Source organism: Methylocystis sp. ATCC 49242 (genome assembly GCF_000188155.2).
Taxonomy (GTDB): Bacteria; Pseudomonadota; Alphaproteobacteria; order Rhizobiales; family Beijerinckiaceae; genus Methylocystis.
In genome coordinates, this window is sequence record NZ_KE124774.1 from 670,507 (window position 1) to 686,225 (window position 15,719).

General features: G+C 59.1%; 10 protein-coding genes and 3 pseudogenes. 4 read left to right on the forward strand and 9 right to left on the reverse strand.

All coding sequences use genetic code 11. The annotated features are described in order from the left end of the window. The first annotated feature begins 659 nt into the window (after positions 1-659). The 3 genes and pseudogenes from MET49242_RS05070 to istA (MET49242_RS05085) form a co-directional block, all read left to right on the forward strand. Positions 660-1,340, forward strand: a complete 681-nt coding sequence (locus MET49242_RS05070; RefSeq protein ID WP_036281137.1) for a response regulator transcription factor — start codon at positions 660-662, stop codon at positions 1,338-1,340. Next, positions 1,334-2,704 (forward strand): HAMP domain-containing sensor histidine kinase, encoded by a 1,371-nt coding sequence (locus tag MET49242_RS05075; protein WP_036281140.1) that lies wholly within the window; start codon positions 1,334-1,336, stop codon positions 2,702-2,704. The genes MET49242_RS05070 and MET49242_RS05075 overlap by 7 nt, the downstream gene beginning before the upstream one ends. Before the next feature lie 517 nt (positions 2,705-3,221). Next, positions 3,222-4,472 (forward strand): annotated as a pseudogene (istA, locus tag MET49242_RS05085) (IS21 family transposase); the annotation flags it as partial. 144 nt (positions 4,473-4,616) lie between these two features. Here istA (MET49242_RS05085) and istB read toward each other — a convergent pair. The 9 genes and pseudogenes from istB to MET49242_RS05125 all read right to left on the reverse strand — a co-directional run bounded on the left by istB (position 4,617) and on the right by MET49242_RS05125 (position 15,185). Next, a complete protein-coding gene (gene istB, locus MET49242_RS05090; protein ID WP_036281142.1) occupies positions 4,617-5,459 on the reverse strand; it encodes an IS21-like element helper ATPase IstB in 843 nt (280 codons plus the stop codon). Continuing rightward, positions 5,456-6,952 carry an IS21 family transposase gene (gene istA, locus MET49242_RS05095; protein ID WP_192815616.1) on the reverse strand — a complete coding sequence of 499 codons (1,497 nt, stop codon included), beginning with the start codon at positions 6,950-6,952 and terminating at the stop codon, positions 5,456-5,458. The genes istB and istA (MET49242_RS05095) overlap by 4 nt, the downstream gene beginning before the upstream one ends. 171 nt (positions 6,953-7,123) lie before the next feature. Continuing rightward, a pseudogene (locus MET49242_RS05100) lies at positions 7,124-7,276 on the reverse strand (transposase); the annotation flags it as partial. A gap of 64 nt (positions 7,277-7,340) precedes the next feature. After that, positions 7,341-7,436 (reverse strand): annotated as a pseudogene (locus tag MET49242_RS24750) (IS630 family transposase); the annotation flags it as partial. A gap of 99 nt (positions 7,437-7,535) precedes the next feature. Further along, positions 7,536-8,348 (reverse strand): IS5 family transposase, encoded by an 813-nt coding sequence (locus MET49242_RS05105; protein WP_036279258.1) that lies wholly within the window; start codon positions 8,346-8,348, stop codon positions 7,536-7,538. Positions 8,349-8,392: 44 nt separating this feature from the next. Beyond that, positions 8,393-9,511 (reverse strand): IS630 family transposase, encoded by a 1,119-nt coding sequence (locus MET49242_RS05110; protein ID WP_036281145.1) that lies wholly within the window; start codon positions 9,509-9,511, stop codon positions 8,393-8,395. Positions 9,512-9,854: 343 nt separating this feature from the next. Next, positions 9,855-11,729, reverse strand: coding sequence for an extracellular solute-binding protein (locus MET49242_RS05115; protein WP_084678899.1), 1,875 nt, complete (start codon positions 11,727-11,729; stop codon positions 9,855-9,857). 34 nt (positions 11,730-11,763) lie between these two features. Next, on the reverse strand, positions 11,764-12,669 hold the full coding sequence (locus MET49242_RS05120) for a cation transporter (protein ID WP_158497259.1): 906 nt from the start codon (positions 12,667-12,669) through the stop codon (positions 11,764-11,766). Between the two features lie 65 nt (positions 12,670-12,734). Beyond that, entirely contained in the window at positions 12,735-15,185 is a 2,451-nt protein-coding gene (locus tag MET49242_RS05125) for a TonB-dependent receptor domain-containing protein (protein ID WP_036281147.1), read from the reverse strand. A gap of 243 nt (positions 15,186-15,428) precedes the next feature. Between MET49242_RS05125 and MET49242_RS24755 the strand changes: the two genes are divergently transcribed. Continuing rightward, the gene (locus MET49242_RS24755) at positions 15,429-15,671 is read left to right on the forward strand and encodes a hypothetical protein (RefSeq protein ID WP_144259472.1); all 243 of its coding nucleotides are present in this window, start codon (positions 15,429-15,431) and stop codon (positions 15,669-15,671) included. The last annotated feature ends 48 nt before the right edge of the window (positions 15,672-15,719 follow it).

Below are 15,719 nucleotides of genomic sequence, written 5' to 3' on the forward strand. Positions count from 1 at the left end.
ATCGAGTTAGGAGACATAGGGAGGCGCGCGAGGAGATCGTGACAAAATCTGCGCAGTCGCGCTTTTCGAAGCAGGTATAGAAAACGTGTAAACTAAAGTTAAATCTGGATTTTGATCAGGAAATGACAATATCCTTGTAGGCGTATTGGTATAATGCGACAGATCTTCATCGACTCTGTTAGAAGAGCATAATCCACAACATTTCGGATGAGAGGATCTTCTTTCAGTAGGCACCTGGCCATTAATCTCAGCGCTACAAAACACTTTTGCGATTAGCGTGGTGGCTTCAAAGTGGCGCTTTCCGCCCTCCGTCGGTCCCGTGGCAAGCACCAGGCTCTGCAACATGAATAGGCATGCGACCACAACGGCGAGCGCCTTCCTCGCCCCAGCTTTTTGATTTGCCCACCTGCTTATCATGCCGCTTCGATACGTTCCGATGCCAGCCCTATGCTCACTTGCTCGCACGCTTACGGTCACGCGAATGTTTCCTAGCGGCGCCGCTTTTAAATTTCCAGCCCTGTGGCGTTTCTGCAACAGGTCAGCGCCTCGATTTTAGTTGTCCTTGCGCTTTATGAGGGCTGACGAAATATTGGTCCGGCCCGACGACCAAGTGGTCGATCGGTCGGGGATACCGATGCGAGTGGCGAGGAGCGGCGCCTATGCGAATTCTGTTGGTCGAAGATCATGAGGAGTTGGCGTCGCAGATTGCGAAGCAAATCAAGGGAGCAGGCTTTATCGTCGATCGCGTTGACTCAATTGAGAAAGCTGAGCTCGCGCTATCCGATTATACCTATTCGGTCACGCTGCTGGATCGAAGATTGCCCGACGGGGACGGATTGTCGTTGGTTCCGAAAATCCGCAGGCGTCAGCCGGATAGCCGCGTCCTGATGCTAACTGCACTCGACGCCATCGATCAAAGGATTGAGGGGCTTGATGCCGGAGCTGACGATTATCTCACAAAGCCGTTCAATCTCCATGAATTGATGGCGCGCATCCGCGCGAACCTGAGGCGACACGAGGGAGACCCAAGTCCTCCGGTCGAGATTGCTTCCCTCTCATTCGATTTCAATACGCATGTTGTGACCGTCGCCGGTCAACCCGTAATGCTCCATCGACGGGAGCTGTCGCTTCTCGCCGCGCTGATGCGGCGAGCGGGTCGAGTCGTTAAGCGCCAAACGCTGATGGCCGAAATTTACAGCATCGACGAAGAAATTCAGCCGCACGCACTAACGATCCTGGTTTCACGCTTACGGACCCACCTCGACGAGGTAGAAGCAGGCGTCGATATCCACTCGGCAAGAGGGGTTGGTTATGTTATCGCGAAGCGCCATCCGTGCTAAAAATTCGTTCGCTGACAAACAAGCTTCTTGTCTACCTACTGCTATCGCAAGCAGTGGCATTCCTTGTAACCTGGGTAGCGATCCAGATACTTATTGCGATCGGCGCGGCATTTGTATTCGATTTTCAGAAAGATGACTTCGCGTATTTCGAAGCAAGCGATCTGGTGGTGCAATCGCTCGTCAAAGAGTCTGATGGAAAGCTCGTGATCGCGCCATCCCCGTCGTTGCAGGCGCTTGCGGATGAAATACCCACTTTTAGGTATGCGGCGATCGCGCCTGAAGATAGTCGAGCATTGCCTGGTTCGTCGCCCGAGCTTGTCGACGCGCTATCTGATATGGGCAAAGTGAGATCTAGATATATGGAATTCAGCATCGACGGAGGCTCACGCTCGTCGCTGCGAGGAATAAAGGAAAAACAAAGAACGCCATTCGGATTGCTGTATATCGTCGTCTACGGCTACCAATTTCGACCAGCCTCTCTCTTTTATTTCTTAAAAGATGAGCTGATCAGGCCTGGGACATTTTTTCTCGGAATGTTTTTCGCATCCGTGGCGGCAGCTTGGATTTCCATTCGCCAGGGTTTGAAGCCACTAAACGTAATTGCCCGGCAAGCGGCGCGGATCGATTTGGATTCTCTTGGCCAATCCATCGTCGCGGCACATGTCTCAAAAGAGGTGGAGCCTTTGATCGACTCGATTAACGGCGCGCTGCGCAGATTAGACGCAAGCACTACGCGCATGCGCCGATTTATTGCCAACGCCGCACACGAATTGCGAACGCCGGTGGCGATAATGCGTGCACGGCTCGAGAATACGAGGGAGCCTACGTTCGACAACGATCTATTGCGAGACGTTAGCCATCTGCAATCGCTCGTTGAGCAACTGCTCATCGCGTCTCGCATCGCCGAAAGGCAATCAGAGCTTGAGCAAGATCTCGATTTGGGCGAGACGATTTGGCAGGTTGTGGCGGATTATATGCCCCTCGTCGCCGCTGGCGGAAGAAAAATCGAACTAGAGAGTGGAGATTCGGTAGTTCGAGTGCGCGGCAATGAACGCGCCATCCAGTGTGTCGTCGCAAATTTGCTTGACAATGCATTGCGTGCTGAGCCGCTGGGAGGGACTGTTCGGGTTCGCGTCGAAGACGATGGCATCGTGGAGATCGCGGATCATGGCGAGGGCATTGCCGCAGAGGATATGGAGAAGATATTCGAGCCGTTTTGGCGCAAGAGCGAACGAACGCCGGGAACCGGTCTTGGTCTTGCGATTGCGAGGGAATTGATAGGGAAGCTCGGGGGCCGAATATGGGTGGAACATACCCCCGGAGGAGGCGCCACTTTCAAGGTGCGCTTTCCCGTCCAAGTATGATCGTCTCCCGCGGAGCCGACTTTTCCGTTCTCAGTAGCCAAAGATGGCAAGCTGATATCTGGGTGGGGTGGGGCACATCCAGTTCGTCCGGTGACGGATCGCGTCTTACCGATATGATACCCGCACTATGTACGCGTTATTGTTTAGGCTCAGCATGGTTCATCCATTCCGCTAACATAGTGCTACCTATTTGCTGCCTAGCGCATATTGGCTGGTGTCAATTTTTGCCATAACTATTTGATTTTATTGGTGCCGGTTGAGGGATTCGAACCCCCGACCTACTGATTACAAATCAGCGGTCATACCCTGACACAGCCGGACGCGAGGCGACAATCGTTGCGACCGATCCGACTGTTTATACTTGCAAAATTTGGCGTTGTCCATCATTGTTATGAACAGCGGCGGCAAAGTGTACCACTGAAGCGGCTTTGCGGGCTGCTTTGACGGCGGCGCAAAAGTGTACCGGTCCTGATAGGCCGAACTCGATGTCATCGACTGGCATGGAGAGGCCGAAAGGATGTTCACAGTGGAACTCTATGCCCGGGTGAGACGCGCGGTGATGGCGGAAGGGCTGAGCCGGCGGGAAGCGGCCAGGCGCTTCGGCGTGCACCGCAATACGATCACGAAGATGCTTCAATATTCGGTTCCGCCGGGGTATCGGCGTCGGGAGCGGCCGATCTCGAAGAAGCTGGGGCCGTATATGGCCTGGATCGACAAGGTCCTGGCGGATGATCGGCTTGTTCACGCCAAGCAGCGTCATACGGCACAGCGGATATTCGAACGGCTGCGGGACGAAGAAGGGTTTTCCGGCGGTTACACGATCGTCCGGGAATATGTCGCGCAGGCGCAGTTGCGGTCGCGCGAGATGTTTATTCCACTCAGCCATCGACCGGGGAATGCGCAGGCGGATTTTGGCGAGGCGGACGCCTATATCGCCGGCAGGAAGGTCCGCTTTCATTATTTTTGCATGGACCTGCCGCATTCGGACGGCTGCTTCGTCAAGGCCTATCCGGCGGAGACGGCGGAAGCCTTCTGCGACGGCCATGTCGCGGCCTTCGCCTTCTTTGGCGGCGTCCCCCAGTCCATTCTTTACGACAATACGCGTCTCGCGGTCGCCAGGATCGTGAAGGGTGGAGAGCGTCTGCGTTCGCAAATGTTTGCGGAACTCCAGAGCCATTACCTTTTTGCTGATCGCTTTGGCCGGCCCGGCAAGGGGAATGACAAGGGCAAGGTCGAGGGGCTTGTCGGCTATGTCCGGCGCAACTTCATGACGCCACTGCCCGTGGCGGAGAGTTTCGAGGCGCTGAACGCGAGGTTCCTGGACGCCTGCACGAAACGACGGCGGGCGATCCTGCGCGGCCAGTCGACGCCGATCGGCGAACGCATGCAGGCGGATATGGCGGCATTCCTGCCGGCGCCGCCGGCTCCCTATGACGCCTGTCACAAGGTCGCGACGCGCGTGTCGTCGATGGCGCTGGTGCGCTACCGCAACAACGATTACTCGGTCCCGACGCGCTTCGGCCATCGGGAGGCGCTGGCCAAGGGCTATGTCGATCGGGTCGAGATTGTCTGCGGCGGGGAGACCATCGCCGTGCATGCGCGCAGCTACGGCAAGGCCGAGTTCATCTACAACCCGCTGCATTATCTCGCCCTGCTCGAACACAAGAGCCGCGCGCTCGATCAGGCCGCGCCGCTCGACGACTGGCGGCTTGCCGACTGCGTGCATCGTCTGCGGCGGCTGATGGAGGCGCGCATGGGTGTCAATGGCGGGGACAAAATGTGCATGAAGGCGGGGTAAAAGTGTACCGGTCTGGTTTCGAGAAAAGGGCCGCACGGCCCTTGTAGTTTAGTTGACGCGGGCGTTGAGGCGCGCGGAGCGTAGCGCAGCGCGGTTCAACGCGCGCGACGGCGATCAGTTCGTCGTGTCGGCGCCTCCTTTGTCGATTGCGGGCGCGTCGGGGAGATCGCGGTTTCGCCGTTGCACTTTCTTTGCGGTCGAGAGCCGATAGCTCTCGCCGTTCATTTCCAGAATGTGGACATGATGGGTGAGCCGGTCGAGCAATGCGCCGGTGAGACGCTCGGAGCCAAACACCGACGTCCATTCATCAAAGGGCAGATTGCTGGTCACCAGCGTCGCACCGCGTTCATAGCGCTGGCTGAAGACCTCGAAGAGCAGCTCTGAGCCGACCGCCGTGAACGGCGCATAGCCCAGTTCGTCGACGATCAGCAGTTTGACGGTGTTGAGATGCTTTTGCAGCGCGCGCAGGCGGCGCTCGTCGCGAGCCTCCATCAGTTCGTGCACAAGAGCCGCGGCGGTCGTGAACGCGACGCTGAACCCCTTCTGGCAGGCGGCGAGCCCCAGGGCGAGCGCGACGTGGGTCTTCCCCGTTCCGCTTGGCCCAAGGGCGATGCAGTTCTGTCGCTTCTCGATCCATTCGCACCGCGCCAGCTCCAGCACGAGCGGCTTGTTGAGTGAAGGCTGGGCGGTAAAGTCAAATGTGTCGAGGCTTTTGACCTGCGTAAAGCGCGCCAGCCGGATGCGGCGCTCGACATTGCGCCGCTCGCGATCAATGCGCTCCAGTTCGCACAGGCGTAGCAGATAGCGCGGGTAATCGGCGCGGTCCTGCGCCGACTCCAGCGCCACCTTCTCATATTCGCGCGCGAAGGTGGGAAGCTTCAGCGCCTTGAGATGATTACCCAGCAGCACCTGCGGCGCGACGATCGTCTGCGAACCTGGCTCATGCGAGGTGGTCATGCCGGACCTCCCGCGGTCGTCTCCATGACGCCCGCGATGACGCTCGCGCCGGCGACGAGCCCGAGATAGGCGCGCGGATCCGTCGCGCCGACCGTAGCCGCCGGCAGGTAGGGGTAGAATGTCAGATCGAGCCGCGCGGGCCGGTTCTCCAGCCTGGCCAGCAGCAGCATCTTCACTGCGTCAAAGCTGATCGCGCCAAGACGCAGCGCCTCCGCGACCGCCTGTTCGACCTGATGCTGATGAAAGTCCTCCATCAGCCGCAGCACTTGGATGAACTCGCGGCGCCCGCTATTCCCCATGCGCGCCTCCATCAGCCGCCGCAGACGATGCACGCAGTCGGCAAGCCGCCAGTCGTCGAGCGGCGCGGCCTGATCGAGCGCGCGGCTCTTGTGTTCGAGTAGGGCGAGATAATGCAGCGGGTTGTAGATGAACTCGGCCTTGCCGTAGCTGCGCGCATGCACGGCGATGGTCTCCCCGCCGCAGACAATCTCGACCCGATCGACATAGCCCTTGGCCAGCACCTCCCGATGGCCGAAGCGCGTCGGGACCGAGTAATCGTTGTTGCGGTAGCGCACCAGCGCCATCGACGACACGCGCGTCGCGACCTTGTGACAGGCGTCATAGGGAGCCGGCGGCGCCGGCAGGAATGCCGCCATATCCGCCTGCATGCGTTCGCCGATCGGCGTCGACTGGCCGCGCAGGATCGCCCGCCGTCGTTTCGTGCAGGCGTCCAGGAACCTCGCGTTCAGCGCCTCGAAACTCTCCGCCACGGGCAGTGGCGTCATGAAGTTGCGCCGGACATAGCCGACAAGCCCCTCGACCTTGCCCTTGTCATTCCCCTTGCCGGGCCGGCCAAAGCGATCAGCAAAAAGGTAATGGCTCTGGAGTTCCGCAAACATTTGCGAACGCAGACGCTCTCCACCCTTCACGATCCTGGCGACCGCGAGACGCGTATTGTCGTAAAGAATGGACTGGGGGACGCCGCCAAAGAAGGCGAAGGCCGCGACATGGCCGTCGCAGAAGGCTTCCGCCGTCTCCGCCGGATAGGCCTTGACGAAGCAGCCGTCCGAATGCGGCAGGTCCATGCAAAAATAATGAAAGCGGACCTTCCTGCCGGCGATATAGGCGTCCGCCTCGCCAAAATCCGCCTGCGCATTCCCCGGTCGATGGCTGAGTGGAATAAACATCTCGCGCGACCGCAACTGCGCCTGCGCGACATATTCCCGGACGATCGTGTAACCGCCGGAAAACCCTTCTTCGTCCCGCAGCCGTTCGAATATCCGCTGTGCCGTATGACGCTGCTTGGCGTGAACAAGCCGATCATCCGCCAGGACCTTGTCGATCCAGGCCATATACGGCCCCAGCTTCTTCGAGATCGGCCGCTCCCGACGCCGATACCCCGGCGGAACCGAATATTGAAGCATCTTCGTGATCGTATTGCGGTGCACGCCGAAGCGCCTGGCCGCTTCCCGCCGGCTCAGCCCTTCCGCCATCACCGCGCGTCTCACCCGGGCATAGAGTTCCACTGTGAAACATCCTTTCGGCCTCTCCATGCCAGTCGATGACATCGAGTTCGGCCTATCAGGACCGGTACACTTTTGCGCCGCCGTCAAAGCAGCCCCCAAAGCCGCTTCAGTGGTACACTTTGCCGCCGCTGTTCATACGGAGACGTCCATGCCGCCATATTTGGCCTTCCAGTTGTAAAGCGTCGTCTCCGACACAGCATATTTGCGAGCCAGATCCGCCGCCTTCGCGCCCGCCTCGTGCTCCCGCAAAATCCCGATGATCTGCTCTTCCGTGAACCGCTTCTTCTTCATCTCGTCCGTCCCGATATGGCCGGACTCTAATCGCATCTGGTCGAGTTTCTCAGGGGCAGGTCACCACGCCAAAGCGCAAAGCCACGGCGCGGCAACTCTCGCCAGCCAAAACCGACGCAACCACACGCTCTCGAAGATCATTGGAGAGAGGTCGAACCATTGGATGCTGGCCTCCGCCCAGCCAGCATCTTGAATCACACTCCTGCTAAAACAGGAATCCCTCCCGATTCAGAAATACAGGGAAATGCTCTAGAGGGTGTTATGCACCTTGGATCATGAAATCTGCTGCGCGCTTGAGCATGAGACATGCGAAGGCGACGACGTGGAGTCCTGCGAGGGTCTGAGCATAGCGCTCGTAGTCTTTGACGAGCCGCCTGCATCGCGTCGCCCAGGCGAATGAACGCTCGACCACCCATCGCTTGGGCAACAGCACGAAGCCCTTCTTCGCTTCGGCAAGTTTGACGACGCACAGTTCGGCGCCTTGCGCCTTCGCCGCCTCGGACGCCTTTTCGCCGGTGTAGCCCTGATCGACATAAACGAGTTCGACGCTTTCGCCTGTCACATCCTGCACGGCTGCGATGAGCTTGCCGACCTCGGCGCGGTCATCGACATTCGCCGGCGTGACATGCAACGCCAGCAAATGGCCCAATGTGTCGACTGCCATGTGCAGCTTCGAGCCGCGCTTTCGCTTCGCGCCGTCATAGCCCGCTCGTGGGCCGCTCTCAGGGGTCGAGCGCAAGGTGCGGCTGTCGATGATCGCCGCCGTCGGCTCCGCCGCCCGCCCGGAAGCGACGCGCAACTGGGCGCGCAGATCCTGCGCAAGCGCCTCGAACACGCCCGCCGACAGCCAGCGCTGCGATTGCTGATACACGGCGAACCATGGCGGCAGATCGTTGGGCATGGCGCGCCAGGCGATGCCGTAGCGCAGCACGTAACGCAGGCCGTTGAACAGCTCGCGCAGCGAATGTTGACGCTGCGGCGCGCCTTCGTCCATGAGCGTCAGATAAGGCGCAACCAGCGACCATTCTTCGTCGCTGACGTCAGACGGATAAGGTTTGCGAATCGGAGACATCCGATTCTACTAAGACAATCAATCACCAAAGTACATAACACCCTCTAGTCACGTGAATCTGAAGTTCGCAGCATAAGGGTCGTCTCCGTCTTCTGGCAGAAGCGTTTGACGGAGGCGAGGATTTCGTCGGCGGATTTGGTCCAACGATACGGCTTCGGGTCTTCGTTGTGTCGCTCGATGAATGCGAGGATGTCCGCTTCGAGCTGCTTCGTTGAGGTATGGACGCCGCGACGGATCTGTTTGCGGGTGAGTTCAGCAAACCAGCGCTCGACTTGGTTTATCCATGACGCGGAGGTCGGCGTGAAGTGCACATGATAGTGAGGCCGTCTCGCCAGCCAGTTTTTTACCAGAGCCGTTTTGTGAGTGGCGTAGTTGTCCATGATAATATGGATATCGAGGCCCTCCGGAACACGCGCATCGATTTGCTTGAGGAAGTCCAGGAACTCCGCGGCTCGGTGGCGCTTGTAACATTTGCCGATCACAAAGCCCGAAGCGATATCCAGAGCCGCGAAAAGCGACATTGTGCCATGGCACACGTAAGAATGGGTCCGGCGCTCTGGAATGCCCGGCATCATCGGCAGGACCGGTTGCTCTCGATCAAGAGCCTGTATCTGGCTCTTTTCGTCGACGCTCAGCACCAGCGCCCGAGTTGGCGGCGATAGATAAAGCCCGACGATGTCGCGCACCTTGTCAACGAACAGCGGGTCGCTTGAAAGCTTGAATGTCTCGGTGCGATGCGGCTGCAAGCCAAAGGCGTTCCAGATCCTTCGGATCGTCGTATGCGAAAAGCCTGTCTGCGTCGCCATCGACCGGATCGACCAATGCGTGGCGTCCTTTGGCGTAGACCGTAGCGTGCGCTCAATGACGGCAGCAACCTGGTCATCGTCGATCGTCCGGGGCCGGCCAGGGCGCGCTTCATCCAGTAGCCCTTCAATTCGGTCCTTCAGAAAGCGTCGCCGCCATTTGCCTACCGTGGGCTCATGCATCCCCAACTCAATCGCAACGGTTTTGCTGCGCACTCCGTCCGCGCATCGCAGGATGACGCGGCAGCGTTCGGAAAAAGACCGTCCAACTCGATGCCGGCGAACCTGCCGTTCAAGGTAGGCGCGTTCTTCCGGACTCAGTATCAAGGGAGCAATCGGACGTCCCGTCGCATTGGCCATAAACTCGCTCCCACTCCCAGCTGGGGAGAGGATATAATGAATCGAACTTCGGTTCCAGATGACAAGCATCGCGCTGGCAGCCGCAAAGAGTGCCGTGAGTGGCCGTCGATGTCGATCTTATAGCCGCTCTGAATGAGTTGGACGTCAGCTCGAAATGCATTCTTCACCGTGCGGAATCGTGTCGGATCGTCGACCATTGTGTTGAAGTGCTTTCGACGTTTTGGCCTCTGTTCGAAAGCAGGCATGACCGCGTAGTGAGATCCCGCTTTTGGCGCGTCGACCGCTTCTCGCCAGTCAGCGCGTCTCATGCATTGAATGTTCCTATGTGTGGGGAAGCAGGCTCCTAGTCGTTACGAATTTCTTCGCTTTTCCACCACCACTGCTCGAGCGTGAAACCGAACGGATACATCGGGTAATGCGGAAGATATGACGGCCGCTCGAGTGTAGCGCTATGAGCGGTCCAAATTTCGTCGACAAAAAACAGCGGAACGAAATAAAAGCCCGAGAGCAACGCCCGATCAAGCGCGCGCGCCGCATCGACATGCTCTTCCGGCGTCTTTGAACCAATGAGCGCCTCGATCAGCGCGTCCAATGCGAGCGATGAGGCGCCAGCGAGATTGGTTCCTTTTTGGTTGTCTAGGCTCGCGGAACTCCATCTTCCTGCCTGCTCGGCTCCTGGAACGGCGGAGGGGAGCCATTGGCCAATCATCATGTCATATTCGAACTTCCGCCGACGTTGCTGATACTGCGTCTCGTCATATAGTCTGGGCTGCGCGTTGATTCCGATGCGCTTCAGTGACGCCGAAAAATTCAAGGCAAGCCGCTCTTCGTCGCGATCGCGGATCATGATCTCGAATGCGACCGGCCGACCGTCCTTCTCCAACCCCTTGTCGGTCAGCTTGTACCCGGACTGCGAGACAAGCCGGATGGCCCGCCTCGCGATTTCGCGATCACGTCCGCTGCCGTCATGAATGGTGGGGCGCCAGCTACCGTCTAGCGCATCCTGTCGAACCGTGTCGGGGAAGCGCGCGAGTAGCGCGCGTTCTCCCTCGCTGGCGGGGCGGCCGAATGAAGAAAAGGGTGACCCTTCGAAATAGCTTGTCGTCCTCTTGTAGAGGCCGCCATAGAAATTGGCGTTGACCCATTCGAAATCGAACATCATCGCCATGGCTTCACGCAGCGCGACGTCTTCGAAAAGCTTGTTACGGAGATTAAAGACGAAGCCGGACATGCCGACCGGCCGTCCCGGGCGCAGCGTATCCTTGACAATCCTTCCGTCTCGCTTGGCGGGAAAATCGTATGCCGTTAGCCAGCGCGCGGCGCTCGATTCTTCGCGATAGTCGATGAGCCCGCCCTTCAATGCTTCAAACAGAGCGCCGCCGTCCCGATACCATGAGACGTCGATCTCATCGAAATTATAGAGTCCGCGTTGGCTCGGGATATCCTTTGCCCAGTAGTCTGAATCTCGCGCGAGAACCAGCCGCTCGCCAGCTTTCGCTTCCTTGACAAGGTAAGGGCCGGATCCGACTGGAATATCCATTCGAACATCGTCGAAATGCGCGCTGTCGACCGCTGTCTTCGAGAGGATTGGCATCGCCGCCAGCAGCAGCGGCAATTCGCGGTCTGCGCCTTTGCCCAAATCAAAGCGGACCGTATGGGTGTCGGCTGCTTCGCTTCTTGTCACGCGCGAGAAGGCGTCGCGTTGGCCGGGGCGGCCTTTCGCCTTCAGGAGCTCGAAGGAGAACAAAACGTCTTCCGCAGTAATTGGCCTGCGGTCGGAAAAGCGCGCGCGTGGATCGAGGCGAAAAATGACGTATTCTCGCTCGGGTCCGAGTTCCACCGACTGTGCAATGAGCGCATACATGCTATAGGGCTCATCCTGCGAGCGAGCCATCAGGCTTTGATAGACATTTCCGATGAGAAGCTGCGGCGCTGCGGCGAATTTGAAATTGAACGGATTGAGGCTCTCGTATCCACCCGCCATTCCGAGCCGCAATTTTCCCCCTTTTGGCGCGCTCGGATTGGCGTAAGGGAGATGATCGAAACTATGGGGAAGCGCAGGTTCTCCATACAGGGCGAGCCCATGCTTCGCCGCTTCGGCGCCGGAGGTCTGCGCAAAAAGCGCGATGAGACAAGTGACGACGAGCGCAAAGGCGGCCGGCGGCCATTTGGAAGGAAGCGCAAGCAAGGCGCCCTTTGGATGACCGCGATGACGCATGGCGTTTCCTTGTTAAAAGGCAGCTTTGCACAGCTTACGCTTTTGACCGACCGAACAGGGCGCGCCAACGGCGCGAAAGACATCCCTGCTGAGGGATGTCGTCGAGTTCCAGTAACTTCAAGCCGTCGACGGCGAGACTTTCGATTTCGCCGCGCGTCAGCGGCCGCCATGGCGTGGCCTGAGGCTCATTCGCTTCTCGCGCAGAGGAAATGACGAGCAGGCGCCCGTCGGGCGCGACCATCGACGCGAGCGCCTTTGCCGCGTCCGCCGTCGATTCGGGTCGAAGTGTCTGCAAAGTGTAGCATTCGTGCACGAGATCGAAAGCGCCGACCCATTCAGGCGGCGGCGCGAAAAGATTGGCGACGCGGTAGTCGACCGCAGTATGGGGGAAACGCTGCTTCGCCCATGCAACGGCGCGGCCAATATAGTCGAAAGCGCTGACGCGAGCCCCGGCGGTAGACAAAGCCTCCGCATTGTCGCCGAGCCCACAACCGACGTCGAGCGCGCGCTTGCCGCCAATATCCTGCTTGGACAGCCAATCCGTAAGCAGGGAGTTCGCAGAGAGCGTCGCCCAGGGAATATTGGCTGCGTCGTCGCCGGCAAGCTCATAGACCTTCGTAAACCATTGATCTCCTTTTGGGTCGCCAGGATCTCCGCCTGGCTGCATGCGCGGGTTGATCGCGTTCAGCCGCTCCCGAGCCATGGTTCGGCGCGCGAAAAAGTCGGCGTCGGTCTCCTGCACGACACGCGCCTTGTATCCGGCCTTGTCGATCGCGCAGAGAAGCGCATGCAAATCAGCAGGGGCGGGATCGATCGACACCTGCTTCGCGGGAAGATCGACGGAAACTCCCGCGTTGGACTTCAGGGCGTGCACGGCCTCGACGACATGCTGCGCGCATCCTTTGCAATGCATATTCTCTACGAACAGGACTATCGGCATTATCCGCTCCATCTGCGCGTGGTCGAACGACCGCCCCGCAATAAGCGAGGCGGTTACGGCGACAATCAGAATTTCAGCTTAACGCCGCCAACCAAGGCCCGCGGCGAGCCAGCAAGAATCCCCGCGCCTTGCGCCGTGGAGAGGAGGAGCGTTGGCGTCTGGATAGGCGTGCCAGCGATCAGCGTGTTGCCCATCACAAATGAACCAGCAATATAGGTGCGATCGAAGACGTTGTTGAGATTGAGATACATCTCTAGATTCTTGATGAAGAAATTCGCGATGTCGCGATTGTAGTGCAGGTTCAGATTGACCAGCCCATAGCCCGGAAGGGATGTGAAGTTGGCGTTGTCGATCGTGTAGCCCGCCTTGAAGACATATTCGGCGTAAGCGCCCAGCCCCTTGAAATCGCCGGTCGACTGATCGTAACCCACGCGCGCCGTCAGCGTATGCGGAGACACGTTGGGGATCCTGTTGCCAGAACGATTATACATAACGAACCGGCCGTTCAAGGCGCCGAGATTGTCCCAGTAGTTCGTGAAGAACTGATCGTTCAGCGTATATGCTGCAAGGAAGCGCCAGCCGTCGAAGGGGCGCCAATCGATATTGGCTTCGAGACCACGATGGATCGAGGCGGGCACGTTAGCCTGATAGCTGACGAGCCCATTCGACAGGGTCAGAATTTCGTTGCGATACCACTCGTTGAAGCCGGTGAGGCTTACAAGCACGTTGTGGCTCGGCGTCCAGTCGATCCCGACATCGACGCCCATATTAGTCTGCGCCTGTAGGCCGGTATTGCTCCCGGCGCCTGTCTGCGTCGACGTCAGATAGAGGAAGGACGGCGTGCCGTAGCCCGCCGCGTAACGCGCCCGGACCTGCCATTCCGGGCTGTAGCGGTAGGTCAGCGACGCTTCCGGCGCAGTGTTCCAATAGTCATTGTCCACACCGACCTGCTGTGGCAGCCTCCATGTCCCGTTCGCGTTGTAATTATAAACGGTATTGACGCCCCAGACGCGATTCCAGTTTGTGCTGAAGCCGATAACGCCGGTCAATTGCGGCGTCAGCGCGATTTCCTCGCGAGCACGAAGTCCGATATTGGACGTGTAGCTGTCGATCTTACCGACGGCTGCGCCAACTGCGCCGTAATTCCAGATGTTGGGGAGCTGGTTGAAGAGGGGATTCGTGGTTTTGACGTTGCTATAGAAGAAGCCCAGATAATGCGTGGCTGGTATGCCAAAAAGCGGGGCGTGGCTGGTGATGTCCGTGCTGGCGTCGATGCCGACGGAAGGTCCGCGGATCGCGACCGGTCCGCCAAGCCCGCCCAGAAAGGCCGGCCCCACTTTCGGCGGCGGCCAGGTGCCGTTGATGTAGTCGAAATGGTTATAAGTGAATTGGCTTCGCCAGGTCGTCGCATTGTCGAAATCATGCTCATAGCGGACGCCGCCGATCATCTGCTGCGAATGCAGATGCGAGCCGAGTTGCCAGACGCTCTGATTGACTAGCGGAGCCAACGCTGAGGTGAAGATCCCGTTCCTCGGCACGTTGAGATTGTTGCAAAACGGCAGATTGGCCGGGGTCGCAATGGCGCAGCCGAAGCTTGTGCCGTATGGGTTCCAATAATACTGATTTTGAGAACTTCGGTTCATGAACGTCGAGAACGAATCGTTGAACAGATACTTAAGCGTGAAGCGATCATTGGGCGTCGGCGCCCATCTCGCAAGAAGGCGCGCCTGGTCACCCGAAAATGCGCTCCGCGCGAGATAGCCATCGCCACGGGCGTCCGAGGCGAAGATCGAGATGTCGAACTCGCCGAGGCTCGCGGTCGCTGCCTTCTTGCCCGCGCGGATGTAATTATTGATGTAGCCGAAACTGCCGAATTCGGACCCGGTGTCCAGTCCGTCGATTTCCGCGCCCGAAAATGTCCGGAAATTGATCGCGCCGCCGAGAGCGTAATTGCCGAAGAGCGCCGATGAGGGGCCGCGATAGACGTCCGTGCCGTTATAGGCGTGCGGGTCGAGGATATCCGTTCGGCCTGTGCCGTCAGCGGTCGTGATCGGAAATCCGTCCTCGTAGAGCATGATGTTGCGGACGCCGAGCGGAAAGCCAACCCCGAATCGGGAACCCGAGCCGCGGATCGAAATGTTGACCTCTCGCGGGGTGTTGCCTTCCTGAATCTGGACGCCGGGGCTGTATTGCAGCATCTCCCGAACGGTGAACATGGGCGTTGGCCTGAGGAACTTGTGATCGACCGTCGTGACCGTTTGCCCCGGCGGCTCTCGATAAATAGGCAGCTTGGCCCGCGGGAGCTGGAAGCCCGGCGCGGCGTTTGTCGATTGTGTCCCATTGGTCCCGATCGCGGGTACGGCGGCGGGCGCGGGGCTCGATGCGCGAGGGGCGGCCCGCCGGGCGACGCCGACTTCAATGGTCGGCAGCGTCTGCTGTGCATCGGCGACTACAGGAACAAAGGCGAGCAAGAGTGACGCGACGGATGCGCCGCGCAATAGGCTTGAGCGTGACATGAATAGCTCCTGGGCGGCCGATCGGCCGCTACCCTAATGGTTTAGCTGGGAGAACAGGCTGTTTGGCCTATGCTGAGATCAGTTTGCCAGAGGCGGTGATCTCGGAGACTGCGATCCAAGCCGATCAAAGGTCCCGAAGGGAGGAACCTGCCAGGAAAGCCCCGCAAGGCGGGCAGGAGGTGGCGGCGAGGGAACCATGAGCGCGTCGTTCGCGCCCAGAACGGGTCTCGGCGCGCCGCCGACATGATCGGTCGCACACGCATCGCAGTGATGCCGCCACAGGTCATTTCGCGGCGCGTTCTCTCCCGCATCCCTGCCCGTGCAATTCACGCCAGTGAAGGCTTTGCCTATGCCCAAGGCGGCTCCGTGCCCGTTCGACGTTCCCGTCGCCGACAGGGTGGCCCCCTGAAGGGTCAGACAGAGCAGGAAAATCCAAAGGGCGCGGAACACGGTTCGACCTCGATCAAAGACTTCCTGATCGATTAGCACTTCAAGGTAACGCGAACGCAACCGCAGGAGCGATACCCAGGGGCC